At 42.3% G+C, this 26,958-nt stretch carries 21 protein-coding genes and 1 pseudogene; 8 read left to right on the top strand and 14 right to left on the bottom strand.

The annotated features are described in order from the left end of the window. The first annotated feature begins 47 nt into the window (after positions 1 to 47). The 3 genes from NSTCB13_RS20190 to NSTCB13_RS20180 all read left to right on the top strand — a co-directional run bounded on the left by NSTCB13_RS20190 (position 48) and on the right by NSTCB13_RS20180 (position 2,136). Complete coding sequence (locus tag NSTCB13_RS20190; RefSeq protein WP_448273616.1) at positions 48 to 911, top strand: PD-(D/E)XK nuclease family protein; 864 nt, start codon at positions 48 to 50, stop codon at positions 909 to 911. A gap of 136 nt (positions 912 to 1,047) precedes the next feature. Next, a complete protein-coding gene (locus tag NSTCB13_RS20185) occupies positions 1,048 to 1,260 on the top strand; it encodes a hypothetical protein (RefSeq protein WP_448273615.1) in 213 nt (70 codons plus the stop codon). A 180-nt stretch (positions 1,261 to 1,440) separates the two neighbouring features. After that, the gene (locus NSTCB13_RS20180) at positions 1,441 to 2,136 is read left to right on the top strand and encodes a hypothetical protein (protein WP_448267534.1); all 696 of its coding nucleotides are present in this window, start codon (positions 1,441 to 1,443) and stop codon (positions 2,134 to 2,136) included. 228 nt (positions 2,137 to 2,364) lie between these two features. On the opposite strand, the gene NSTCB13_RS20175 is transcribed toward NSTCB13_RS20180, so the two are convergent. Continuing rightward, positions 2,365 to 4,035 (bottom strand): transglutaminase domain-containing protein, encoded by a 1,671-nt coding sequence (locus tag NSTCB13_RS20175; RefSeq protein ID WP_448273614.1) that lies wholly within the window; start codon positions 4,033 to 4,035, stop codon positions 2,365 to 2,367. Between the two features lie 633 nt (positions 4,036 to 4,668). On the opposite strand from NSTCB13_RS20175, the gene NSTCB13_RS20170 reads away from it, so the two are divergent. After that, positions 4,669 to 7,527: a cation-translocating P-type ATPase gene (locus NSTCB13_RS20170; RefSeq protein ID WP_448274196.1), complete on the top strand. Its 2,859-nt coding sequence runs from the start codon at positions 4,669 to 4,671 to the stop codon at positions 7,525 to 7,527. An 83-nt stretch (positions 7,528 to 7,610) separates the two neighbouring features. Beyond that, positions 7,611 to 8,735 (top strand): DNA replication/repair protein RecF, encoded by a 1,125-nt coding sequence (recF, locus tag NSTCB13_RS20165; RefSeq protein WP_448273613.1) that lies wholly within the window; start codon positions 7,611 to 7,613, stop codon positions 8,733 to 8,735. A 59-nt stretch (positions 8,736 to 8,794) separates the two neighbouring features. Here the strand turns inward: recF and NSTCB13_RS20160 are convergent, their stop codons facing one another. Together NSTCB13_RS20160 and NSTCB13_RS20155 are read right to left on the bottom strand one after the other, a co-directional pair. After that, entirely contained in the window at positions 8,795 to 8,977 is a 183-nt protein-coding gene (locus tag NSTCB13_RS20160; protein WP_448273612.1) for a hypothetical protein, read from the bottom strand. A gap of 29 nt (positions 8,978 to 9,006) precedes the next feature. Continuing rightward, positions 9,007 to 9,468: an MgtC/SapB family protein gene (locus NSTCB13_RS20155; RefSeq protein WP_445631053.1), complete on the bottom strand. Its 462-nt coding sequence runs from the start codon at positions 9,466 to 9,468 to the stop codon at positions 9,007 to 9,009. Positions 9,469 to 10,158: 690 nt separating this feature from the next. Here NSTCB13_RS20155 and NSTCB13_RS20150 point away from each other — a divergent pair. Continuing rightward, complete coding sequence (locus NSTCB13_RS20150) at positions 10,159 to 12,507, top strand: putative PEP-binding protein (protein WP_448273611.1); 2,349 nt, start codon at positions 10,159 to 10,161, stop codon at positions 12,505 to 12,507. A gap of 32 nt (positions 12,508 to 12,539) precedes the next feature. Here NSTCB13_RS20150 and NSTCB13_RS20145 read toward each other — a convergent pair whose 3' ends face one another. The 11 genes and pseudogenes from NSTCB13_RS20145 to NSTCB13_RS20095 form a co-directional block, all read right to left on the bottom strand. Beyond that, positions 12,540 to 13,124, bottom strand: coding sequence for a hypothetical protein (locus NSTCB13_RS20145; protein WP_448273610.1), 585 nt, complete (start codon positions 13,122 to 13,124; stop codon positions 12,540 to 12,542). Beyond that, positions 13,057 to 13,359: a hypothetical protein gene (locus tag NSTCB13_RS20140; protein WP_448273609.1), complete on the bottom strand. Its 303-nt coding sequence runs from the start codon at positions 13,357 to 13,359 to the stop codon at positions 13,057 to 13,059. Before NSTCB13_RS20140 ends, NSTCB13_RS20145 begins: the two co-directional genes overlap by 68 nt. 50 nt (positions 13,360 to 13,409) lie before the next feature. Further along, positions 13,410 to 14,582 (bottom strand): baeRF3 domain-containing protein, encoded by a 1,173-nt coding sequence (locus tag NSTCB13_RS20135; RefSeq protein WP_448273608.1) that lies wholly within the window; start codon positions 14,580 to 14,582, stop codon positions 13,410 to 13,412. A 229-nt stretch (positions 14,583 to 14,811) separates the two neighbouring features. Further along, positions 14,812 to 15,468 (bottom strand): DUF1361 domain-containing protein, encoded by a 657-nt coding sequence (locus NSTCB13_RS20130; protein WP_322670693.1) that lies wholly within the window; start codon positions 15,466 to 15,468, stop codon positions 14,812 to 14,814. A 185-nt stretch (positions 15,469 to 15,653) separates the two neighbouring features. After that, complete coding sequence (locus tag NSTCB13_RS20125; protein ID WP_448273607.1) at positions 15,654 to 15,869, bottom strand: hypothetical protein; 216 nt, start codon at positions 15,867 to 15,869, stop codon at positions 15,654 to 15,656. Positions 15,870 to 15,956: 87 nt separating this feature from the next. Further along, positions 15,957 to 17,195 carry a hypothetical protein gene (locus NSTCB13_RS20120; RefSeq protein WP_448273606.1) on the bottom strand — a complete coding sequence of 413 codons (1,239 nt, stop codon included), beginning with the start codon at positions 17,193 to 17,195 and terminating at the stop codon, positions 15,957 to 15,959. 150 nt (positions 17,196 to 17,345) lie between these two features. Further along, positions 17,346 to 19,253: an iron uptake porin gene (locus NSTCB13_RS20115; RefSeq protein ID WP_448273605.1), complete on the bottom strand. Its 1,908-nt coding sequence runs from the start codon at positions 19,251 to 19,253 to the stop codon at positions 17,346 to 17,348. A gap of 218 nt (positions 19,254 to 19,471) precedes the next feature. Then, positions 19,472 to 19,948 (bottom strand): hypothetical protein, encoded by a 477-nt coding sequence (locus tag NSTCB13_RS20110; RefSeq protein WP_448267519.1) that lies wholly within the window; start codon positions 19,946 to 19,948, stop codon positions 19,472 to 19,474. A 244-nt stretch (positions 19,949 to 20,192) separates the two neighbouring features. Next, positions 20,193 to 20,957, bottom strand: a complete 765-nt coding sequence (locus tag NSTCB13_RS20105) for an energy-coupling factor ABC transporter ATP-binding protein (RefSeq protein ID WP_448273604.1) — start codon at positions 20,955 to 20,957, stop codon at positions 20,193 to 20,195. 92 nt (positions 20,958 to 21,049) lie between these two features. Further along, entirely contained in the window at positions 21,050 to 21,703 is a 654-nt protein-coding gene (locus NSTCB13_RS20100) for an energy-coupling factor transporter transmembrane component T family protein (protein WP_448273603.1), read from the bottom strand. Continuing rightward, a pseudogene (locus NSTCB13_RS20095) lies at positions 21,696 to 22,620 on the bottom strand (energy-coupling factor ABC transporter permease). Before NSTCB13_RS20095 ends, NSTCB13_RS20100 begins: the two are co-directional and overlap by 8 nt. 929 nt (positions 22,621 to 23,549) lie before the next feature. Here NSTCB13_RS20095 and NSTCB13_RS20090 point away from each other — a divergent pair. Next, positions 23,550 to 24,788: a glycosyltransferase gene (locus tag NSTCB13_RS20090; RefSeq protein WP_448273602.1), complete on the top strand. Its 1,239-nt coding sequence runs from the start codon at positions 23,550 to 23,552 to the stop codon at positions 24,786 to 24,788. Between the two features lie 102 nt (positions 24,789 to 24,890). Further along, on the top strand, positions 24,891 to 26,876 hold the full coding sequence (locus NSTCB13_RS20085; RefSeq protein ID WP_448273601.1) for a glycosyltransferase family 39 protein: 1,986 nt from the start codon (positions 24,891 to 24,893) through the stop codon (positions 26,874 to 26,876). Positions 26,877 to 26,958 lie beyond the last annotated feature (82 nt).

The raw sequence follows: 26,958 nt of genomic DNA, 5'->3' as shown, positions 1-26,958 counted from the left end.
TAGCTTAAACTTCTCCCCACCGTATTTTCTCTCACTGTTTCTGAGCAATGTCAACCCCCGATCGACCTTTTGCCAGTTATCACCTTTGGTCTCTAGTTGCCCCAGCGACTGGGCAAGAACGCTGGCACTGCCAGATGAGACGGGGGTTTATCAAAGCACGGCAACACGAACCACAAGTCAAAGCGCTTTTAATGCAAGCCACCGCGCCCCAGCGTATTGGCATACTAGCTCAGAAAGGCGTTTATGAGTTTCATCATCACAGGCATCTGTTGAAGCAAGCAGATGGCGTAGAAAGAGTTGCCCAGCTACTTAAATTAGGCAACTCAAGCGTTCAAGTTCAGCAACGCGTGCTGCAAATTTTGCAAAAATATCACGATTCGCCGTTGCTTTTGGATAAAGATATTATCCAATTAACTCCAGGTGATGAAGGCTTTCCTAAACCGATAGTAGTTGAACAAGAAGATTATTGCTTTCGCTTATACGCGGCTATGGACTGCGTTTTTATTGAGTCTGATAGCACTTTACATATTTTGGATTTCAAAACTGGCAAGTCGGCTTTTGACAAACGACAGGCATTAGTTTACTTATTAGCTGCTCGTTATCTTTACCCTGGACGAAAAGCTGTAGCATCATTTTATAATTTAGAAATATGTAAAAAATCAGACTTAATTAGTATTAACAATAGTGAATTAGAATCCTTAAAATTTGAGTTAGCGAATATTGCTCATAAGCACCAGCACGATTTGCAGAAATATCAGGAAGAAACTAGTAATTTCAGTAAAATATTCCCTCCTAATCCTGGCTCTCACTGCCGCTTTTGCCCATTTAACTCCATCTGTGAGTTTGCCGATTTTAAGCAGCATCAATCATATCCATTGCCTAGTTTAAGAAGTTTAAGAGTTAATAGCTAATTAGTTTATTTACTTGGTTCATTTTTCAAAAATAATAAATACTCGTATTTTTACTGGACTGATTTTCTTCTCCTATCAGACAACCTAGATGTCAGATACATCGATTTTTATCTTTGGTTGTAAGGAGTTAAGACTAGTGCGATTAACCACAAATAAATCCGTATTTAGATTAGTAGGAATTTCGACATTTCTTTTACTTCTCATTTTTAAAGGGATTTTACCTCAACCTGTTTATGCATTGCTGTTGTCTCCAGATGCTTGTGCTGTTCAAGCTAGATGTGCTGCTGCTGGCTCGGAATTAGCTCCTACTGCGAAGACGTTTATGAATATTCAACTGGCGATACCATGACATGGGATGATTATGCAAATTATTCTAACAATAATATTGAGGGAGAATGGATTAGCGATGTAGTTCGTGCTGATATACCGCCAGATAATTCATCTCCTTATGATAGGAAAGATTGACTTCAATAAAAGCGCGATATGGCTGTTCAATTAATAAATTTTCATCAAATTAGAGGTTACTGGGATGAATGAGCTTTATACGCTTCTCCAAAAAATTAAAGAAAATCCAGTTATGTACATAGATAAGCCATCAATTACTTGTCTTGATTCATTCTTAACTGGGTATATAGATGGTCTAATCACACTCGGATTTACTACAATAGACTCTTGTGGAATGGAAGGGTTTCAAGAGTGGATACAAGAAAGAGCAAAAACTAATGTGAGTCAATCTTGGGCTGGGATAATTCTCTCTTACTCTGGAAGCGAACGAGCAGCTTTTAATAGGTTTTTTGAAGAATTTGAGCAGTTCTTAAAGCAGAAAGATAATTCAAAAATTCAAAAAAATGAAGATATTTCAAGGCTTAGTGAGGATATGAGTTTTCCTCAGTTTGATATTTACAGCGAGATTATAACTAATATAAAGAAAAGACCAGGAATGTATTTAGGAGCTAATTCAATTACTAGACTAGATATGCTTTTGCGAGGATATAGTCTGGCTCGAAGAGAAGTTGGCGTACCTCCAACTGAGCCAGAAAGGGAATTTGAAGGTTTTCAATCATGGATTGAAGAAAAATATGGAATTAACTCAGGTCAGTCATGGGCTAAGATAATTCTTTTTTATTCTGTAGACGAGCATGAGGCACTACAGAAATTTTTTGAATTGTTTGAAGAATACTTGAATATGAACAAGAATTCAGAAGTTGATGAAAATAGTGGTTAAGTAGAGAGTATTAAGGTGCGTTACTACCGGATAACACACTCTACTGACGTGGCAAGCTTAAAATAGTGCGTTAGATGTAGGTTGGGTTGAGCAACGCGAAACCCAACATCGATCGGAGTGTTGGGTTTCGTTCCTCAACCCAACCTACAATTTTTTTTGCAACAATTTAGTCTTGCCACGCCACTACTTACTTTCTGATGGTCTTTCCCCAATTCCTAATGCCCTAATTTAAAAAGGTGGTAATTCTTTAATAATTGTGAACCGAATATGATTTATCGCCAAATCACCGATGGGAATATCTTCTTTAGTTAGCCGTTCACCTTTGCTTGTCACCGTTTCAAAGGTGATGCCTTTGCCAATTTCAATGTGATACCAGCATAAGCCCATAAAAAAGCGCGTTGGATAAGGGCCACCTTCACCTATATCGTCAGGATTTGATTCCATTGGCAACCAACCAAAATTGGGGACGTAGAATTCTAGCCAAACATGATTAAAGTCGGGTTGTAACGGTACTCCTACGAAGTCACTATGGGGAGGACATTTGTACCTGCCTACGGTACGGCAGGGGATGCCATTTAAACGGGATAAAGCAAGTAAAACGCCGACATATTCACCACAAGAACCAACACCCCGCTCTAAAACCGTATCTGGTGTATCAATGTAAGGTTTAATACCGTAGGATAACTCATCATAAACGTAGTTGCGGATGCTGTGCATTTTCCGCAACACATTGGTTTCAGAACCAATCGCTTCTCTGGCGGCACGGCGAACAATTGTAGTATCCATTGCTAAATCGTCGTCGTCCACTAGGTAGCGTGTTTGTAATTCTGGGGAAAGTTCAGGTATATTTTCTACATCTCTGGGTGTAATCCGATATTTAATCCCTCGAACTTCCAAAAGAGCTTTCCAGCCAAATATATGCCGTTCGCCTGGGGCAAGAGAATCAAATTTAAAGACTGCTACGCGTTGCCCTTCTATCACTTCTTCGGTGAAGGGTATACCAATAGGTTCAACGTGTTTCACCTTTTGACGCTCAGTTTCCGATGGTAGGGCGATGCGCCATTCGACATCGGGTAAATAAACCTCGTCTAAGGGTGCAATTTCTTCAGCATAAGACATTTCAATCAGATAGCCATTAGAGAGGGCGTAACGCTTATCTGGCTGGTAATGATAATACAGAGGATGAATAAAAGTGCGATCGCGGAATGTTAGCTCATGACTCGGATCGGCATTGGGGTTATCCCGGATATAAGGCTCTTCTGAGGCGTAGGCGACGTAAATACTTTCTTTGCCTGTTTCGGCATTTTTATGGATTGCTATGCCCGTAGGACATTCAAAGGGTGTCAGGACGCTAAATTGCAGTTCTCCTGTGGCTCTGTCCATCGCGTAAACTGATTGTTCGGTGCGATCGCAAATCCATAGCATTTCTTGGTTAACTGCCAAATTCTCTATCCCAACTCCAGGGGCATAAAATCTGGTAATTTCTTTTCGCGTTTCGCGGTCAAAAACTAGAATGTAGCCTAGCCTTTGGCAACTTACATAAACTGTTGTTTCCCAAACAGCAACGCCATCAGCGGCATAAGGCAATGTTACAAAATGTTCCAGATCCAAAGTGTTGAGCTTGCACGAGTAAACACTATTTTCTCGGCTTACCCACAGGGTATCATCCCACACCGCTAGACCAGTGACATCGGTAAATTCTTCAACTTGATGGAAATTGAGAATTCTGCTGTTGTCAGAGGTAGGATCGATCTCCAGTAGATGCCCTTTAATACTGTCAATAGCAATCAGTCTATCTTTAATAAAAGTAATGCCACACAGGGCAGCAGCAGTAAGCGGTCGAATTGTTTTTTGCCCAAACATCTGGCTAACGGTCAAAGTGGGGAGTGCAAAACTCATAAAACCTTGTGGTAAGTGTAAAAAACCCTCACCTTTAGGTAGGAGAGGAAACATGACCGAAGAGGGGAAAGGGGGAAGGGGGAAGGGGGAAAGGGTGCAAGCCCCTAAACTTTATTTATCGAGGGGAAAAAGATTCAATTCCAGACTATTGCGCGAGAATTGAGGCATCCTTACTTCAAGCCCCTAACTTTAGTTATGGGGTTCTCTTTCCCCTTTCCCCTTTAACCTTTTCCCTGCCCAAAGGGCATTGACTCAAGCGGTTTTACCGCCGTCACACCAATCGCTTGATATAGGAAATCCTAGTCGAGCAATGGCTCCCCCAATTGGGGTAGATGAAGAGTGCTGAGTTAAAAGACTGCCCATAATGGGCGTTGCTCTTACCAAGTACATCAATTAGTGGTTTTCGATCGCCACGTTTACAGCGGAGTACTAATAATTATCGGTACAATGTGTTCCGAAAAACTCTTTCGTGAGAAATAATACTATGTCAAAACAGGAGGAATTTACAAATATTAAGAATTACATATACACTCATACAACTGAGCGATCGGCTTAATGTAACTTTAAAAGATGGAATTCCTGCCATCACTAAATTATGATCGAATTTTGTAACCATTTGCTGTGACCTACACGATGTCTGCTAATTCTCTGCCTGAAGGTGCCGCCGTTTGGCATAGTTTAGAAGTTGATAAAGCGCTAGACCTGCTTGATAGTAATGCAGACAGCGGCTTAACACCCCAAGAAACTCAACAGAGATTGCAAAAATACGGCCCCAACGAACTTGAAGAAACTGCTGGCCGTAGTGCTTGGGAAATTCTGCTGGATCAGTTCAAGAACATTATGTTGTTGATGCTGATTGGCGTGGCTCTGATTTCTGGGTTTTTAGACCTAATGGCTTTACGGGCGGGCAGTTTGAAGCCTGGTGAAGTGCCATTTAAAGATACGATCGCTATTTTAGCAATTGTTATCCTCAATGGCATACTTGGCTACGTCCAAGAAAGCCGCGCTGAAAAAGCCTTGGCAGCCTTGAAAAAAATGACCTCTCCCTTAGTGCGCGTCATCCGTGACACCAGATTGGTGGAGATAGCAGCCAAGGAACTAGTTCCAGGGGATGTCATGCTGCTGGAAGCTGGGATGCAGATAGCCGCAGATGGACGCTTGATCGAACAGTCTAATTTACAAGTGCGTGAGTCGGCATTAACTGGTGAAGCCGAGGCCGTGAATAAACAGGCATCACTAAAATTGCCGGAGGAAACATCATTAGGCGATCGCTTAAATGTCGTCTTTCAAGGAACTGAAGTAGTCCAAGGACGTGCCAAGGTTCTGGTGACTAACACCGGCATGACTACAGAACTAGGCAAAATTGCCACCATGTTGCAGGCGGTGGAAAGTGAACCCACGCCTTTACAGCAGCGGATGACTCAACTGGGTAATGTCCTAGTTACAGGTTCTTTAATTCTGGTGGCGATCGTCGTCGTTGGCGGTGTCATCAAAGACGGAGGTTTTAAAAATATTCAAGAACTTTTGGAAGTTTCCTTGAGTATGGCGGTTGCTGTAGTGCCAGAAGGTTTACCAGCTGTAATTACCGTCACCTTGGCACTGGGAACCCAGCGAATGGTACGCCAAAATGCCTTGATTCGCAAATTGCCAGCAGTGGAAACATTGGGTTCTGTAACGACCATCTGTTCTGATAAAACCGGCACCCTGACTCAAAATAAAATGGTGGTGCAATCGATTTCCACCAATAATAAAACTTTTCGCGTCACCGGCGAAGGTTATGCCCCCATAGGGGACTTTGAGTTAAATGGTCAAAAAATTTCTCTAGAAGAATCTCCAGAAATCTCCGCATTATCAGTTGCCTGTGCTATTTGTAATGACTCCGTATTGCAAAAAGAACAAGGTGAATGGGCAATTTTGGGAGATCCGACAGAGGGGGCATTACTCACCCTAGCGGGAAAAGCGGGAATTGAAAAAGACCAGTGGAACAGTAAGTTACCTCGCGTTGCGGAGTTTCCCTTTTCCTCAGAACGGAAGCGGATGAGCGCGATCGCTCAGGTGGAGCAAGTAGCCACAGGTGAAGCATCTTCGAGGGGTGTTGACCCTGCGATCGCCGGTTTTCTCGAATCGGAACCTTACTTAATGTTTACCAAAGGTTCTCCAGAATTAATCTTGGCACGTTGCACTCAGATTCATTTGGGTAATGACACGGGTACTATAACCGAAGCACAACGCCAGAAAATTTTGGCAGAAAATGACCTGATGGCGAGTAAAGGTCTTCGGGTGCTAGGTTTTGCCTACAAACCTTTGTTAGAGATTCCTCCAGAAGGTTCAGATGAGACATCCGAGCAAGGCTTAGTATGGCTGGGATTGGTGGGAATGCTAGATGCGCCACGCCCAGAAGTCAGAGCAGCTGTGCAAGAGTGTCGAGAAGCAGGTATTCGCCCAGTAATGATTACTGGCGACCACCAATTAACAGCACGAGCGATCGCCACCGATTTGGGAATTGCCCAAGAAGGCGATAGGCTACTTACAGGTCAAGAATTGCAACGGATGACTGACCAGGAATTAGAGCAAAACGTTGACTTGGTAAGCATCTATGCCAGAGTTTCCCCTGAACACAAACTGCGAATTGTCCAAGCACTGCAACGCCGGGGTCGATTTGTCGCGATGACAGGTGATGGTGTCAACGATGCCCCAGCCCTCAAACAAGCCGACATCGGTATTGCAATGGGCATTACTGGCACTGATGTCAGTAAAGAAGCGAGTGACATGGTATTACTTGATGACAACTTCGCTACCATTGTCAGCGCCACCAAGGAAGGCAGAGTTGTTTATACCAACATCCGCCGCTTTATTAAATACATCTTGGGCAGTAACATTGGTGAAGTTCTCACAATTGCAGCCGCCCCTTTAATCGGCTTGGGAGGCGTTCCCCTGACTCCCTTACAAATTTTGTGGATGAACTTGGTGACAGACGGTTTACCAGCCTTAGCATTAGCTGTGGAACCTCCAGAACCAGATGTGATGCAACGTCCGCCTTTTAGCCCCCGTGAAAGTATTTTCGCTAGGGGATTGGGTTCTTATATGATTCGCATTGGCATCATCTTTGCCATTATTACCATTGCCTTAATGTGGTGGGCTTATCAACATAGTCATGCCCCAGGCTATCAAGGCGATCGCGATAGTTGGAAAACAATGGTATTTACCAGCTTGTGTATTGCTCAAATGGGTCATGCGATCGCCATTCGCTCCAACAACCGACTGACCATTGAGATGAATCCCTTCTCGAATATCTTTGTATTAGCGGCTGTTGTCGTCACCACGATTTTGCAGTTGATGCTAGTTTACGTCCCACCCCTGCGAGATTTCTTTGGTACTCATTACCTGAATATGCAAGAGTTGGGGGTTTGTATTGGCTTCAGCGCCTTAATGTTCGTGTGGATTGAAGCGGAGAAGATATTCTTGCGGATTATGGGCAAGAAGGCTGTTTGAAAAAGAAATTTTAGATTTTAGATTTTAGATTTTAGATTTATCTTCAATCCAAAATCTAAAATTTAAAATCCAAAATTGAACTTATGTACCTAAAAACTCTAAACCTCCGACAATTTCGCAATTATCAAGACCAAAAGGTTGAGTTTACTGCCGCCAAAACAATTTTGGTAGGTAATAACGCTCAAGGAAAGTCTAATTTGTTGGAGGCGGTGGAGTTGCTGGCGACATTGCGATCGCACCGCATCACCCGCGATCGCGATTTAGTTCAAGAAGGAGAAGCCATAGCCCAAATTGATGCCACCCTTGAGCGACAAACAGGTGTTAGCGACTTGACCTTGACCTTGCGCCGCAATGGTCGCCGTAGCGTTGCTCTCAATGGTGAATCTATCCGCCGTCAAATGGATTTTCTTGGCGTTCTCAATGGAGTCCAATTTTCCAGCTTGGATTTAGACTTAGTACGCGGCGGCCCCGAAGGTCGCCGCAACTGGTTAGATACACTGTTAATTCAACTCGAACCAGTTTATGCTCACATTTTGCAGCAGTATAACCATGTGTTACGCCAGCGCAATGCCTTTTTAAAACGCCATGTAGAGACGTTGGATGCAACGTCTTTACAATCAGAACTAGCACTGTGGGATGCACAGTTAGCTACTACAGGAACTAGGGTAATTAGACGACGCGATCGCGCTATCCAAAGATTAGCCCCTATTGCTACCACCTGGCACGGCAGTATCAGCGGCAGTACAGAAGTTCTACAAATCAAGTACGTGCCGAATATTCCTTTAGAAGATAACCAGCCAGAAGAAGTGCAGCAAGCTTTTTTAGCAAAAATTCAGCAGCGAGCCGTAGCTGAAATGCACCAAGGCACGACTCTTGTCGGCCCCCATCGAGATGAAATAGAATTAACGATTAACCAGACACCCGCTCGTCAATACGGTTCTCAAGGTCAGCAACGAACGCTGGTTTTAGCTTTAAAATTAGCCGAATTACAATTAATTGAAGAAGTCGTCAAAGAGCCACCATTACTATTACTAGATGATGTTCTTGCCGAATTAGATTTATCCCGCCAAAATCAATTGCTTGATGCCATTCAAGACCGTTTTCAAACCTTGATTACTACTACTCATTTGGGTTCTTTTGATTCTCAATGGTTGAAATCTTCACAAATTCTGTTTGTGAAGGCAGGAGAAATAAGGCAATATCAATAATTTTAAAAATCATATTTATACTAATTGAAGCATATTTTATACCAATTCGTAATTCCTAATTAAAAAACATTAAAGTAGGCATACTGAAAATCTACTCCTTTGGTTCCCTCAAGCTGGCAATTTGATAAATGTACGTTTTGATAGCTCTCTAATTCAGATAATTGATTATCTGGTATTCCCTTATTCATATTTTCAGATAAAGGTAAATTAGGAAGCTCAATAACTCTATGTTTCTTAGCCATATTTTTTATTAAAAATAATAGCTAGCTAATTATTGATTTCGTTTTTCAAACCTTTTAAAAACGCTGAGAACTAAAAAAGTCAGCATTGCACCGATTAATCCTAACTGCCATAAACCACAGCCAGCAGCAATTCCCAATGCAGAAGAAACCCAAATAGCCGCTGCTGAAGTGAGTCCGTGAATTTCAAGTTGCTGTGACTCTTGGGAAGATTGACGCACAATTTCTCCAGCACCGAGAAATCCTACACCAGCTGCAATCCCTTGAATCACACGGCTAAGTGCATCAGGACTAGATTGCAGTCCTTTTGTTTGCATGATTATTAAGGTAAATAAGGCTGAACCTAAACTCACTAGCATGTGAGTTCTTAAACCCGCTGGTTTGCGCCTAATTTGACGTTCTAAGCCGATGATTGCTCCAATAAGCAATGCAATACATAGCCGGAAGCTGATATTCAGCCAATCATTAGTTGCAAGGTAGTAAGTGTTTGCCAATGTTTAGTCTGATATGGAGAATTCTATATACTAGGTTAAATCGTAATATTTTTATAAAAATAGTACAAAATTATTCTAATGTTTTATTAATGGAGTTTAATCCAATGGGTGTAGTGCAATAGCCTATCTCATATTTGGATTCTATCAATCCAGGAATGGTTTTGAAACTGAGAATTAATATTTTCCCTTATTAGGATTATTTTTCAATAAGAGATTATTTTGGTCAATGAATGGAGATTTGCATTATTAAATTGCGATCGCGATTCGGATTTGGGCAAACTACATGAATTTTGAGTTTATGAAGTAGTTTTTTGGCTATTTAAAATGACTTAGCCAGAGAATTATACCTTAAATTGTTAGATTTAACCCATACACTGAACAATTAAATATGATAATGACATGTACAAGTCGAGCAAATAAGCTATACAGCGTATTTAAAGTTGCTGAAGTACACAACGATTCGTCTCAAAGCCAGGTATAAAGCCTGTTTTACTTCTGAATTCTGTTAGCACAGGGGGGTGCAGCCCATTCTGAATTCTCCTCTATCCTGCTTCCACCGTAACTTTGTAATTCATCCAAAAGAAAGCTGCTGTAAGTCCTGAGTACTTTTTATTCAGAAGTCAGTAGATTAACCTGATAACATACCAAAAAGAAATGGCTGTGGCTACAAATAAACAACTAACAAATTGAGTGAATAAACTCTACTGGCTAGATCAAATTAAACTACAAGACCGTGCCAAAGTAGGTGACAAAGCCTTTTACTTGAGCAAAATTATTCAGCGTGGCTATCCGGTGATGCCTGGTTTTGTAGTTTCGGCAGAAATTTTGCGGCAATTTCTCGAAAATCTCAATAGTTCAGAATCATTAATAGCTGACTTACCCCATTCTTCGCTACACCTGGATGTTACTAATTGGCGCCAACTTCAGCAGGTGGCTAGTCGCTTGCGCCAAGAAATTCTGACTGCGACTATAACCCAGGAGTGGGTGAGTACAATTTTTCAAGCAGCTAGAGAATGGAAAACTAGCTGTTTAATTCTTCGACCTTCCTTGGGAGTATCAACTGCTACTCCAGGAATAAACAATATATCGGGTTTACTAGAGTCGGTATTTTGCCAGTGCGAACCAGAAGCGATCGCTTTGGCTCTAAAACGTACTTGGAGTCAAATATTTCGGGCCCGGAGTCTATTATATTGGCAGCACTCAGGAATTAATCTGCAACAAATTAATCTCGCAGTTTTGGTGCAACCTGTTGAAAATGCGATCGCCTCTGGCTCGCTCACAACCAATGCCTCTGGATGGGAAATTGAAGCTACTTTGGGATTAGGAATTGCGATCGCTCTTGGCGAAATACAGCCAGATATTTACTACATTCAACCAGAAACTGGGGCTGTACTTGAGCAACAACTGGGCAATAAAATGCTGGCTTATGGTGTCGATGATGCAGCATCTAAAATTTTTTTGCGACTCGCGCCGAACTCAGCGTTAACACCAGATCGCACCTGTCTGATTACTTATTTAATTCCAGAAGCCCAACAAAAACAGTACTCTTTACAAGAAGAATACTTACAACAAATAATTACTCTGGGAACTCAACTGGTAAGTGAACTAGGTAAAACTTTTACCATTAAATGGACTCTCGCTGGGCAAACTACATCTGGTAAGCTCTACATCACACAAGTTAATCCTTCGCAATCTATGATTCCCCACTCACACTTGATTCGGGGACTAGGAGCAGCCGGAGGACGGGTTGTAGCCACTGCCCTGATAATTATTAATCCGCAACAGAAACCCGAACAACTACCGAAGGGAGTAATTTTAGTAGTACCAACGATTACCCCTGATTGGTTACCATTATTGCAACAAGTTGGTGGTATTATCACTGAACAAGGGGGATTAACCAGTCACGCGGCAATTCTAGCTAGAGAATTAGGTATCACAGCAGTAGTAAACGCCACATCTGCCACAACTTTGATCCAAACTGGCGAACGATTGCTGCTTGATGGCGACAGAGGAGAAGTTTATCGCATCAAAGGAGACTCAAAGGAAGAGATGGACAAAGGAAGAGAAGAAAATCTTCTTACCTCCCATCACCCCAACCCGAAAGCGCCTCATTCTGCTGTTACGTCTCATCTACCTATGATTGCTACCCAATTGCTGGTTAACTTGAGTCAGTCCACTTTAATAGAACAAGTGCAAAACCTGCCTGTGGATGGAGTGGGATTGTTACGTTCCGAATTGATGGTACTAAATATATTGAACGGGCAACATCCCAATAGTTGGATTTTAAGCGGGCGTCAGGCAGAATTGTTAGAGCTATGGTCTGAGCAGATTATGCAATTTGCTCGTGCCTTTACCCCAAGACCAGTTTTTTATCGTTCTTTAGATTGGCGATCGCAAGATTTACCATCATTGAGTGATAGTTTACAATCTTCGCCCCAGTCAATGTTAGGCGAACGCGGTACTTTTAGCTATTTACAAAATCCCGCAGTCTTTGACCTAGAACTGCAAGCTTTGGCAAGTGTACAGCAAGCTGGCTACACCAATGTAAACCTACTGTTGCCTTTTGTGCGGACTGTAGAAGAATTTATTTTTTGCCGTCGCAAAGTTGAGCAAGCTTTTTTAACCGAGGTAGCGCAGTTTCAATTGTGGATGATGGCAGAAGTGCCAAGTGTCTTGTTTTTATTACCAGAATATGTGAAAGCAGGTGTGGCCGGAATTTCTATTGGTACAAATGACCTGACCCAATTATTGTTAGGAGTGGATCGAGAACAAGGACAGCTAGCAAAAGTATTTAATGAACGTCATCCAGCAGTTATGGGTGCGATCGCTCAACTGATCCAAATGGCTAAAAGTGCCGATATACCTTGTTCAATCTGCGGTCAAGCACCAGCTCTCTATCCAGAAATTATTGATAAATTAGTGGAATGGGGTATAACTTCCATTTCTGTTGAACCGGAAGCAGTCGAACGAACATATCAAGCGATCGCTCGTGCTGAACAACGCTTAATTTTGGAAGCAGCACGCCGAAAGCTTTATTAGTTAGGAGTTATGAATTAATTGCTCGCTGCCAATTATTTAATGTAGCCAGTTTCGCGCAAAAACTTTCGTAAATCGGCGAAGTATTTGGTGCGATCGCTTTTTTTATAAGCTTGTTGCACTCGCCCCCATCCATCCTGTCCTTGATTCAACAGATATTTATCTGCCAAATAAGCTGCTAAAAAGCCCTTGCCATCATCGCCTTGTTGCCGTGCCTGGGTATAAGTTTGCCATAGCTCTGAGGCATGATTGGAGATTAATTTGGGATAACTACGAGTCACATCAACCATTTTCCCTTGGCGATAACGCCAAATTTGCAAGGGGTAGGCAGAAGCAGCATAAGCTGTAAAAGCATAGGCAAAGCGATCGTCTCGACTTTCAAACTCTGGCAATCCATCTTTGTCTAAATCTTTTAGTTGATAGCCACCATTGCCCCATTCATGACGAATCTTAATATACTTTTGAGATTTGCTGTCGTAGCGATAAATCAATGAATAAGTACAACAGTGCGCTCCACCTGTAAAGAAATCGGCAATTATTTCTGGTTCTTTGTTACCGTCCAAGTCTTGCACTGGTAAGTTGTTTTCTTGTCCAGATATATTCCCCACAGGGTCTGTCATATTCATCTTCTTGCGGCAGTTCTCGATCCAAAACAGTTTTACCCGCCCGGATAATTTTCAACCGGATATTTTTATACTGATATTCCTCTGGTTTTTCGTAAGATATTTCTGCTCGCACATTGCCTGATTGCCCAGTTATTGTTTCTGCTATTGCCGTCTGGGTAAATATAGCCGTTGCACTCAAAAGAGCTAAACCGATTAGAGATTGACTGATAAAGGAGCGAATAGTAATCATCGTTGGTGTTGTATATAGCACATTCAACTTTATACAACACCATCAAAATGTCAATATCGGTAAATTGCCGCAACGGCTGTGCTATACGGAATCTCTTCAAAGGGAACAGCGTAAACCGTGCCACCGTTTAATAAAGTATGAGCAGCAACAAAATCCAACAAATCTTCATCACCAGCTTCTTTTTCTGGGTGCAAATAAACCGTTTCTGAGGTTGGATCGAATAAACCCCACTGTTGCTGACCAACTGCAACTAGTAATGAATCCACGCGTTGGTAATAAGCCGCTGAGATAACTTCTTGGAGGTTGTTAGATGCTTTACCAGTATCACCACCAAACAGTTCGTGAAATTGCTCTAAAACTGCTTGCTGTGACTTTTGGAAATCAGCCTCGACAATTGGCCAAGCTTGCTCGTGTAAATCTTGGGCGCTGAGAATTTCTGGATTACCGATAATAGCTTCATCCATTAAATGCTGGTAAGTATTCGCCTGTCTATACAAAGGCAAGAGATACTCTACCCCAGCCAGCACCAAAGGCGCTTTTTGTAATTTCAGTTTTTCGTGTAATGCGCCATCAACAATTTGAAAGAATTGGAGGATGTCTTCTTGACGTTTATCCCTATCAGGGCTTCCCTGTCCGTGAAACGTACCCGGCTGTGAAAAAGAATTAGAGGTCCCCCCTTTTGATGTGGCGATGCGAAACTGACCTTCTTTAGCAGTATCATCTCTTTGCAGAGCTTCATCTAGACTTTTAGGGAGATTTTCTACTTCTACTTCTTTGACGCTGTAGCGTGTTCCTTCAAAGAACCTGACATCTTGTTGACTCAAAGCCAGGATATAGAAGCGACCATTGCCATTTAAAATTGGCAGCAACGGCTTGATGTGAAAGCGGTCTGTAACTACAACCAACTCTTGAAAATCAATTGGTAGGGGATAGTAACGAAAAATATTTTCAGAAATAAAAATCGCCAGCCCTTGCTCTCCCATTTGCTCCCAAAACTCTTGGTTATCAATTTCCTGGGATTTTTCCAACAATGCGATCGCATCTTCCTGTGTCAAACCCGCATCAATTAAACGAGTCTCTGCTTCTCTGACCAAATTTTTAAAGCGAATTGGATCTTGTCGCACTTCTGGCCCGGCTGGGTGCGTTGGCATATAAATGGAAACACAATTTCCTTTTGGCTGTTCTATTAATGTCTTGATGTCCTCTTTCGAGATTAATTGCATATTATATCCCTCCTATCAACATGACTAGATACATCAGACCAGACCATCAATATTCAACGATCTGATAAGACGTTATTCTCAGGTGATGGCGGTTGAAGTTCAACCATTTGTTTCTGAGTTTATTTCACCTTAAGGAGGGTTTTGTTGCATCTTTCTTTTGATAGGCAATATTCATCAAGGGAATTACTAATTAAAATTCCTAAATTAAGAGCCAAAATTGCCACATAGATCAAATGTTTGGCGTATTAGAGTTTGTGCGTCCTGAGTTTATCCCTATTCTGCTATTTGATTGGCTAAGACCTAAAGTTACTCGTTTCATAATCCAGTACAAACCTGCAAGTACCACAAAGGTGATAGCAATAATCACCAGGGGTTGTTTTCCCAGAATTTCTTCTACCCCTTTGGTAAGTACGGCATCGGGTTGAGTAATAAAATCCCAACTGTTGAAACGCAAAAATCGCCCCCAATAAACACCAACAGCACAGAGAAAATGTGTAATTGTCTCAACGCGCCAAATCCATTGGCTCTTACCGATACGATGTAAGTAGTGACCCCAATTAATTAACGATATTACATAAGCTTCAAATCCACTTAAAATTACTAGCAAATACAGAGGAATAAGTACTAAAGTAATCATCCACACCGATTGAATCGTGCGGATATCATCTATCAAGTGAATTACATCGGTCAACAAATATGGTGCATTTGGTAAGAAAGCATAGAAAACTAAGAATCCTAGCCACCAAAGCCAAGTGCCACCTCGCCTCATGCGAAATAGCCAGACACTCAAAGCCAAAGGTATAAAAGCCAGAAACAAATTCCAAGTCATCCAACTCATATTAATTCGCAAGACCTGCACGACTCTGGCTATTAATTCTTCTTTCATAGGTGCTTACTCGGAAGATGTTTGATTGATGTAGATTCACTCTGTAGTGTTAGTGTTAACCTTAGCGATCGAGTTTTTGGAGCCTCCAAGAAAATTAATTTTCTCCAAGAGCGGACAAGATTTTTATGTCCGTTAGAAGTAAATGCATACTGATATATGTCCAAAATTTAGAGTTTTTGTGTATTTTATGCTGGAGGATGAAATTTATCAATCAATCGGCTTAAGTCTACTAGTATAGCCAGAAAATCATCAGGGTAAAAGATACCACCAAAAGGTAGTCTGAGCAATAAAAACGCTGCGAATAAGTGATGGTGGACTTTTTTAATTGCAATGTATGCCTGTGTGCTAACTATTATATTGATTTCATTTTGCTCTGCGAGAGTTCCAGAAGCATTCAACATTTTGGTCAAGTTAGCCTTTGATTAGGGGCGGGCGAGACGCCCACCCCACAAAAAGTAGTTGGATATTTTTTATTGAACAGTTCCTAACTAACGCAGTAGCACTCGACTACGAGGGCCGATCGCTTGTTTTGCTAAAGTGGGCATTGTACAACTTTTGGCAGAATCTTGCGAACAAGCGGCTTGAGCAAGGGTTGCAGGGTTGACAACTACTTGATTCACCTCTAAAGAATTACCATTACTCAATTCCATATTAGGTGTAGTAGAAATTGATGGTGAATTAGACCTAGATGTGTACGTTGTAGGTGTCGAAGAAGCGCCACTATCAACTATTGGTGTAACAGTGAACGTGTTACCGCCATCAACCATTGGCGTAACAGTGAATGTGTTTCCACCACTAACTACAGGTGTAGGGGCGATCGCACTACCATCACTAACTACAGATGTAGGGGCGATCGCACTACCACCACTAACTACAGGTGTAGGAGCGATCGCACTACCATCAATTACTGGCGGGGGAGTGGGTGTACTACCACCGTTACTTACTGGTGGGGGAGTAGGTGTACTACCACCGTTACTTACTGGTGGGGGAGTAGGTGTACTACCACCGTTACCAGTAGTTGGTGTAGGAGTTATGAGAGTTGCAGTTGCAGGTACTTTGATTTGTATTCTTGCTAGGGGTGAGTTAGTCATTTCCAAAGATGTTACCTTTGGCGAACCTGGGAGATCGGATTTGAAATCAAAGACTGTGGGAGTGGCGCTACCATTGCGATCGCTATATCGGACTCCATATCCACTCACTTCAAAAGTGCCCTGATACTGGTTTCCAGTGTTTGGATCGGTGACAATACCAGTATATAAGGCTTTGGTGAGATTAAATTCATCCTGAACTACTCCTTGAAATGTGGTTCCTGCCAATTGTCCCTGATATTTATAGGGTGTCAACTCACCGCCAGAGAGAATCGGCGAAGTGAGAACGCCATTAAAGGAGACAATCGGAATGCCTTTAAAGTCAACAAAATAATGCAGACTACCATCAGAGCGTGTTTGTACCTGCACATAGTCTGACTTGTATATAGGAACATAATTAGGATTGTTCTTAGTTCCTAAGTTCCGCGAGTAAGTCCCCGTGTCGTCTGTATCAACACGAGTAATGCTTTGATTGAAATTGGGATTATTTCTGGGAAGTTGGATAGTACCCGATAATGTACCAGTGCTTTGAATTGTGATTTGAGCAGAAGCACTTGTTCCACCTAAACCGATGAAGATTGCGGCTATGCTGCTGCTAACAAGAAAACAACCCAAATGAACTGATGAATTTAATTTCATGAAAAATTTGCTCCTTTAATCACATACAAAAAAAATACGCGTATGTTTACGCATGACTTTTCCTTGCTCCTAATGGATCGTGGAAATATCTAATACTGAACTAAGCAGTAGTCAAATAGCGTATTTTATTACATTTACATCAGTACAAAATTAAAACCGGAAACTTGCTCTTAATGTCCCAACGATTAATGCATCGTTAGCAGCATTGTGATCCGGATTGAAAATAACGAATAAGCCTGGAGTCAAGGCGATATTGTCGCTGAGTTGGGCGCGGTAAAAAACTTCTACGTGAATTGATGTGTCACTACGTCCACCTGCTGTCCCCCCATCAGAAAAGTTGGGAAAATTGAAGCCGTCGGGTAAAGTACTGGAAGTAATTTTGGGCGGTTGTCCAACGAGAACGCCCCCTAAATTCCCAGGACGCAACAAATTAGGAAAAGCTGCGAATACCATCCAGTTGGTAGTTTCTACACTTCCCGAAAGTTTAAATGGCTTGGAGGAAGTAAAGCCACCCCAACCACCCAATTGCAAGTTAGGGTTAATTCGCCAAGCAACGGTAGCGCCAATGGCTTGGGTATCGAAAGCTGTAGGATTTGCAAAAGGTGAAATCAGTTGAGAATCGCCAATACCACCTCCCAATAAGCCATCTGGGGAGTGGGAATAGAGATAATGTACGCCGATATCGATGTTATTTGTGGGTGCTAAACTTAACTGAGCGCCAGCAGTATATCTACCGCCAAATAGTCCGCCCTGCTTGGTGTCGCCAGGAAAATTGGGTATTTCTGCACTATAAACGCCTTGCAAACTGATGCGATCGCTAATTTGCCAGTCAAAGCCTATACCACCATTGCCGTTACCAATACTTAAAATCGGGTTGCGCTGACCAAATAGAGAAATTGCACCATCGCTAGAACCTTCTAAAGGGCTAATACCGCGAAAGGTGTTAATCGGGTTGACTCCCGCCGTACCTACGACAATTCCCAAGTTATTCGAGGCCAGAAACCGATAAGATAAGTCACTAATAACTAGATTGTTGTCTGTATTTGACTCGAATCCCAACCGCCCCATATTGGTAGATAACAACGATGCATTAGAACCCAAATTACCCGCAGACAGCCCTGTTAACAGCAAATCTCGCCCTGTAAATGAAGTTGCTAAGGTTAGTTGGGCACTACTTGTAAAAGTCAGATTGGTTTTTCCCTGACGTTCAGGTACTCCATCTCTCGGAAACAAATCGACATCGGAACTATTGGTTCCCTGAACGCTAAAAATGGCTTGACCAAATAATCTGGTAGTTGTGGAAAACCGATTTCCTTGTAATTCACTAGTCTGCTTTTCCACAACTTCGACGCGCTGCTGTAATTGCTGCAACTCTGCTTTGAATTCGCCTTGCAATCTTTGCAGCAGGATTAAATCTTCATGATTAACAGTATTAATTTTATTGTTAGGGTAGGCGTAGCCCGCACTTCGGCTGCGCTCAGTGACCGCCGCAGGCATCGCATCGTTTATCTTCTCCAAACAAGCATTTAAACCAGCCGCAAATTCATAACGGCTGATGCTACGATTCCCCAGATAAGTCCCATCAGTATATCCCGCAATGCAGCCATAGCGTTCTACTAAAGACTGCAAAGCACCAAAAGCCCAGTCGGAGGGTTGCACATCCTGGAGTTGCGATACTGAGGTGACTTGAGACATTGGGTTGTCTGAGTCTGGAGGATGAAGAGATTGGGAAAATTCTTCTGTACTTTCCTGGTTCTGTACAACTTCTGTTACAGGTTGAGTATTTTTTAATTCAGGTAAGTTAGGTGAACTGATAAATTGAATTTTATCTCTACTTTTTCTAAGTATATTCTCGTACTTATTTTTTATAGCTGACGAGGTGGTTATATCTGGTTGCACGAATTCAGGTGGTGTAATTTCAGCAGGTGAGACAACTTGAGATAAATCGTCCTGTGTTGACTGCTGCACCGGATTTTCTGGCAGAATTACGGACTTTTCTGGTAAATTGAGCGCAGATATTGGCGCTGTTGCCAGCACACTCGCCATCAGTAGACTCATATCACTCCTGGTATTTCATTTGACTTGCACCAATACTTCTTTTGACAGATAAAGTTGGTGTATATCAGGAAAATTTTGGAATAAAAGTGATAAAAGTTACTGGCTATCCGAGAGGCATCACCGTGTCAGTGAAGAAGGGAATAGGTTACAGGTTATAGGGTACAGATTATTCCCGATCGCCTGTCACCTTTGCCTCTCTGCCCAATGCCCCAGATAGATTATTCTGGTTCGCTACAATACTTATTCATCTGATTCACTAATGTATCTGACTGTTTGCCAAGAGTTGTAGCTGTCGTCAGTGCTGAATCAATTTCGGTTCTAGCCTTTTGGATTTTTTCTCTTCCAGATTCTGAGGCTTGTGCTGTCTTGGTTGCACCAAGCGCTTTACCTGCTTTGGCGATCGCTTGACTAAGATTTTGAAAAATCTTCACAAAACCGCTTTGAAATTCTTTCAGTTTCGGATCTTTTAACTTCAGTTCTGCAATGGATTTAGTCACAAAGTCTAAATCTTTAGATAACTGTATGCTAGTTATCACTTGTGTTCCTTTATTTTTATCAATTAAAGAAGTTCCAGCATTCACAACTCGAATCAGTCGCTGGCACTGAGAAACTTTATTCTCACTGCAACTAGCAACTAATAAAGCAATACTTAGGCTCACAGGAGCAAGAAGAATATATTTACGTAAAACAGACATTAACACCCCAACAGCAATCAAACCCACAATATAGTATCCAATATTACGGGGAAATGAGAGGATTGGGCAGAGGGGCAGGGGAGCAGGGGAGCAGGGGGCAGGGGGCAGGGAGATGAGGGAGACAAGGGAGATGAGGGAGACAAGGGAGACAAGGAGATAAACAAAACTCCTAACTCAGCACTCATTACTCATTACTCATTACTCAGCACTCCTAACGCCCAATGCCCAATGCCCAATGCCCAAATCACCAATCTATCGGCAAACCCAACTGGTCTAAAGTAGCACCATCTTGTAACAGTGGTTGAATATCGCTGTCTATTTGAATACGACCACCAGATAGTACCAAAGCGCGTTGAGTGACTCTGCTTAACCAATTTAGATCGTGGGAAGCAATTAAAATCGCTTGCACGGGTAACTTTAATAATACTTGCCCCAAATGACGACGCCATGCTGGATCGAGACCGTTAGTTGGCTCATCCAAAATTAGAATTGTTGGTTCTAGGGCTAAAATTGAGGCTAGGGCGGCTAGGCGTCTTTGTCCGCCAGAAAGTTCGTGGGCGGAACGATTAGCATAGGCTTCTAGACCAAAATCAGCTAATAACTGCCTAGCGCGATCGCTAGCCTCTGCTGGTGATATCCCATAGTTACGCGGGCCAAAGGTAATATCTTCCAAGATAGTCGGCATAAATAGTTGGTCGTTGGCATCTTGGAAGCTAAAGCCAATTTGACGACGCACTTGGGGTAAAGTTTGCGGTTCTACGGGAATGCCATTAATGGTAATTTTTCCTGTTTGCGGTTGTTTTAAGCCAATTAAGTTCTCCAATAAGGTACTTTTTCCAGAACCTGTTGCTCCCATCAATGCAACGCGATCGCCTTTGTTCAAGGTAAAAGATATTTCCTGTAATACTGGCTCCTGGCGAGAATATGCATACACCAGGTTCTCAACCTCGACTACAGCGGCATGGGGGTTATGGGTTGATAATTGGGGATTAGAAGATAAGGATTTCAAAATTGACAAACTCTATATGTAAGGGAGTAGAGAAGCGATTAATCGCGTCTTAGGTAGAGACACGATTAGTCGCGTCTCTAGTAGGGAGTGGGTTAAATTCTGTAAGAAGTTAGGGTTACACTAGCAGCGATCGCCCAAGCTAGTAACAGGGCAAAACGTTCTTTTGGTCTGAGGCTAGAATCTATGGGTAATTGTCCGTTGTAACCACGAGCTACCATTGCCGCATAGACTCGCTCTGCTCGATCTAAACTGCGGAGATATAAAGCTCCAATCATGGCTGCACTGGCATAGCGCAACCATCCCGTAGTTCCATTCAAACCGCGTAGTTGGGCGCTGCGCCGCATCCGCGTTACTTCTGAGAGCAAAATTTCCATATATTGCCCAGCTAATAACAAGTTTTCCTTTAAAGGTGCTGGTACTGGTAATGTTTTCAGGGCAATGCCGAAACTGTGGGGCGGTAAGGTTAACAAAAAACTATTCATCGTCACTAGACAAACCAGCGAACGAACTAGCAAAAAACTGGCTCGTTCCCATCCCAAGGGCAATGCTAGCAATGACAAAAAAATCAATTCTGTGCCGAGTAATCCTCCCAATTGGCGAATTGGTACGCGCAAGAAGCAAGCCCATAAAAGTGCGATCGCGCCATATATACTTAGTCCATACCAGGCATGATGCTTTAATAAAGCTGCTCCCACCACGATCGCTAGAGATAGTTGTAAGCGTAGCGGTAAGGAAAGTTTAAGCATTATTCGGTTTCACTACCTTGGCAATTCCAAAGGCAACAGCAAAACAAACCGCAGCTCCCACCAGTCCAGCGATACTAGTGCCAATTGGCCCTAAACCCTCAATTCCATAGTCAGCTAAGGGAGTCGGTACAATTATCCGTACTTTCTGGGCTAAGTTAATGAAACCTGTATTTTCAGCAACTTTCTCCAAACCATCGGGCCATGCTGAAGCAAACAGTGACAGCACTCCCGCAATCAAGAAAATGGTGACAATAGGTACTGACCCAGCCGCGAAACTCTTGCTGTTCGCCTGGTAACAAATCTGGTCTGGCTCTGGACAGATAAGTCAGCACACCCCCGGTAATCATTCCTTCGCCAATGCCAATCAAAATATGCACGCCAGTCATGGCTGGTAAAACTATGGCTACCGGTGCAGTTCCAGAGAGGGCTAATTCAATGGCACAAGCGATCGCAGCTACCACTACACTCACACCAGCTGCGATCCCAGCAGCCAAGGGTAAACGCCCTTTAGACCCTCCAAATAGCCGTTGCAAGGTTTCGGTTAAAACCCAACCAACCCAAACTCCAACTACTGCCATGTTAAAAATGTTTGCTCCCAAGGCTGTAATGCCACCATCAGCAAATAACACGGCTTGAATAATCAAAACTGTGGCGAGACACAACGTTCCTGCCCAAGGACTGCCCAAAACGATCGCAGCTAAGGTTCCCCCTAACAAGTGACCACTAGTACCTCCTGCTACTGGAAAATTGATCATCTGGGCAGCAAAAATGAAGGCGGTGGTTAATCCCAATATCGGGGCACGACGAATACCAAAAGCCTCTTGCGATCGCCCGAAGGCAACAAACAACGCTGCCACACTCGCTAAACCAGTAGCCCCGGCCACCGGAATAGAAACAAATCCATCAGGAATATGCATGATCTACCCTGTATTTTTAGAGGTTCATTTAACTCAAAACAAGCAATAAAACTACGCCATCTAATTTAATTACAAACAAAATTTTTCTCTTTTTTGCAATGCCCTACCGGGGGATTTTCTAGTGCTACTTTTGACATATTTACAATCCACTGTTTACTAAATAGTATACTTATTTAGTAATATATTAGTTTTTGTTAGGCTGGATTTTTTATATTGCTAAACCTTGACAAATATTCCAAAACGAGACTGTACATATCTAGTCTTATTTGGTTCCTCAAATTACTCCTAAAACAGGTAATAAAGAAACATTCACTGCTTCTTACCCTTATGGAGTAGTTCGTTTTTTCAAAAATCAAATACCAATTTCTAGCTGCTCCTACAGTTAAGAAATAGCTACAAGTATTTATCAAAATATTATTTTGATTTTTATTTGTTTTGTAGTGTTTAATTAATTCAATATTTGTTGCATCAATAAATAAGTTTTTACACGTGTAACAAGCTTATGTAATCAGCATTTGCACTTTATTCTTAACCTTGCTGTAAAAACAATAATGTATAAGCACATTAATAAAATTTCCGATACTCCATATTAAATTAATATTCTTTGTAGTATCATTAAAAAATTATAAAGATATGCTGAATAAACTGTATATTTGCTGACTTAGTTTACTTAAAAATACAGGATGTTTTGCTAGAAAATACGTAATTTTTCGTATAGTATCATAAAAACAAGGGGTAAGATGTAAAATTTAGATTAATTTAGGAAAATATTGGGAATCGAAGTGCGGAAATTACTAAACTTTCAGGGCAACTAACTGTAACAAAAGGATTCCTCAACTTTTGAGTAACTAGGTTCAGTCACTAAAGTCACCAAATGTTTGATTCTATTTTCCACAGACTTTACACACCCTCGTTTTGCAATTTGCAATATGAAAACAAACTCATCGACCTCGCTGTTAACAGTATCAACTGGCCCGCTAAAGATTTCAGAGTTGCCCCCCAACCCCGTGGGTACAGATGATAATTCTATTCATCTTTCTCTAGTAATTCCTACTTATAAAGAGCGTGACAACATCAAGAATGTAGTCAGCATATTGAGTCAATTACTAGATGAATCGATTGCAGGAAAGTATGAACTAATAGTGGTAGATGATGATAGCCCAGACCGAACCTGGGAGATAGCGCAATCTTTGACGACAGAATACCCCCAGTTGCGAGTGATGCGACGCCAACAGGAACGGGGGCTATCCTCAGCAGTGATTCGTGGATGGCAAGCAGCGACAGGCAGTGTGTTGGGGGTGATTGATGGAGATTTGCAGCATCCACCAGAGGTATTATTACAACTGTTGGGTAATATTGAGCAGGGAGCAGATTTGGCAGTAGCTAGCCGTCATGTAGAAGGAGGCGGTGTTAGTAGCTGGAGTGTTGTTAGGCGTTTCTTGTCTCGTGGCGCTCAGTTGTTAGGCTTGGTAATCTTACCGGGGGTATTGGGCAGAGTTTCTGACCCGATGAGCGGTTATTTTATGGTGCGTCGGAGTGCGATCGCAGGTGTAACACTCAATCCAGTTGGATATAAAATTCTCCTAGAAGTAATTGGCCGGGGAAAAGTAGACCAAGTTGCCGAAGTTGGGTATGTATTTTGCGAACGCAAAGAGGGCGAGAGTAAGGTGACATGGAAGCAATATATAGATTACATCCACCACTTAGTGCGATTGCGGCTTTCCACAGGGAAAGTAGGACGATTGCAAAGAAAAGTCAATTTCCCCATCGGTCGATTTGTCCGTTTTGGGTTTGTTGGCTTTAGTGGTGTGTTTGTGGATTTAACGGTGTTTCACTTGCTGCGTACTGTAATTCATTTAGGTTTAACCCGCAGTACGATTCTTTCGGCCGGAGTGGCAATCGTCAATAATTTCCTATGGAATGATATATGGACTTTTAGTGATATTTCTCAGAGGCAACGTGCTTCGCATCAACGTTTCAAGCGATTCTTGAAGTTCAGTGCGGTCTGTTTGGCAGGGGTTATATTACAAGCTCTAATAATTAACTTTCTCTATAATATCTTGGAAATAAATCAGTATTTAGCTAAGTTGATAGCGATCGCAGTTGCTACCATCTGGAATTTCTGGGTTAATTTGAAACTTAGCTGGCGCGTCACAGACGTGAAATAATCACAACGAGGGATTTGAGCTTTAGATTTTTGTTTTTAGATTTTAGAACGAACTTAAATCTCAAACGTCAAATCTACAAATCCATGACTGTGAGGCCCAGCAATGAGAGTTCTTTTCCAAGGTGCATTTTATTTTTACAAACAAATTATCTCGTTGCTATCTGCATCTGCTATACATTTCCTGCCTCTGGCAGATAAAAACTCTGGCTCACAACGCAAGCATTGGCATAATTGGCATCGCCTTCCTCCTTTCTGGGTTCATCTCTTGCCGATTTTAATCTGGTCGATTGTCGGCATCAGCTTGCGCCTAATCAACTTGACTGCAAAGCCTCCTTGGACTGATGAGTTTGCCACCTTAGTGTTTAGCTTGGGGAATACTTTTATATCAGTTCCCCTCGATCGAGCGATCGCACCTGATATCCTATTACAACCACTGCAACTAAACCCAGCTGCAACTATTGGTGATGTCATTCATAACTTAGCGACACAAGATAATCATCCACCACTGTATTTTGTGCTGGCTTACCAGTGGATGAAGTTATTTAAGAGCGACGGAGGATTAATATCGCTGTTTGGTGCGCGATTGCTACCAGCTATATTCGGTGCTGCCTCTATCCCGTGTGTTTACGTATTAGGTAGAGTAGCGTTTCGTTCGTCATTAGTAGGACACTTGACTGCTGCCATGATGGCAGTATCACCTTATGGCGTATTTTTAGCACAAGAAGCGCGTCATTACACTTTGGCAATCTTATGGGTAATTGGTTCTCTCACCTGCTTAGTAATTGCCACACGTCATATTCAAAACCGCACACCTTTACCTATATGGGTAGCACTTTTCTGGATCGGAATTAATGCTTTCGGTATTGCTACTCATTATTTTTTCACCCTTACCCTTTGCACAGAAGTCGTAGTTTTGATTTTTCTGGCTTGGCTTCAATTGCAAACTAGCAGTCCGGCAAGTGAACTTGACGGGGTAAAGGGGAAGGGGGAAGGGGGAAAGGGTTTAAATCCCAAACCCAGTGCCCTTTCCCCTTTCCCCAGCCCTCACCAAGCATTGTTGACTTGCCAGACTACTAGCAGCAAATCTCTTTTCTTCTCTCCTCCCTGGCGGCGTATCTATGCCGTTGCTATAGGTACTTGTGTAGCGGGTTTAATTTGGATACCAACCTTGTTAGAGAATGAAAATCGTGGTGCTTTGACCGAGTGGATTCGAGGTTCGCGCGTTGGACTAGAGTGGTTAAGCCCAATTTTTCAAGCTTTAGGAACATTGATTGCAATGATTTCCTTATTACCAGTTGAATCTTCACAAGCTTTGGTTGTGATTCCTTCTGGAATAGTGATGCTAACTTTCTTTATTTGGGCAGTACCAATTTTGCTGCGTGGGATAAAAATTCAACTACAGCACCCAGAAAACCGGATGATGATTCAGGTACTTGCGGGAGTCGTTATCAGTGCGATCGCAATATTCTTTATCTTTACGTACTTTTTGGGTATTGACCTTACCAGAGGTGCTAGATATAACTTTGTTTACTTTCCTGCGATCGTGGTTTTATTAGGTGCAAGTCTCGCAGTTTGTTGGCATCCTCCCCAGATAGAAACAGAGCCAGGAAAAAATGGGATAACAAGCATAGGTAAATGGGGAATAAACGGGAAAAAAGCCGTAATGGTAATTTGGTTAATGGGATTTTTCAGTGCAGTTACAGTAATCTGCAATCTCGGCTATCAAAAATATTATCGTCCTGACCTGTTTGTGCAACTAATTCAACAAACATCCTCAACACCAGTACTGATTGCCACCACCCACAAAACTTATGTACACACTGGGGAAATGATGGGAGTTGCCAGGGAGATTAAACTTGCAAATTCACTCCAAAATCCCCTGTTTCTCCTTGCTCATCAAGATCGAGATCCGAATGCTTCCACCATTGCTCTGGAAAATACTTTAAAAAAATTACCACGACCTTTTGACTTGTGGCTAGTAAACTTTCACGCACCCGTAGCAGAAACCGTCAAAACATGTGTGACATCTGATACTCAATCTTTGCCACCCGTAGACGGCTACGAATATGAACTTTATCATTGCCAATGAATAGGGGGCAGGGGGCAGGGAGCAGGGAGCAGGGGGCAGGGGGCAGGGGGACAAGGAGATAAACAAAACTCCTAACTCTTGT

The sequence above is a fragment of the Nostoc sp. DSM 114160 genome (assembly GCF_053470305.1).
Note: the sequence above shows the minus strand (reverse complement) of the source record. Positions and strands in the feature narration are given on the sequence as shown.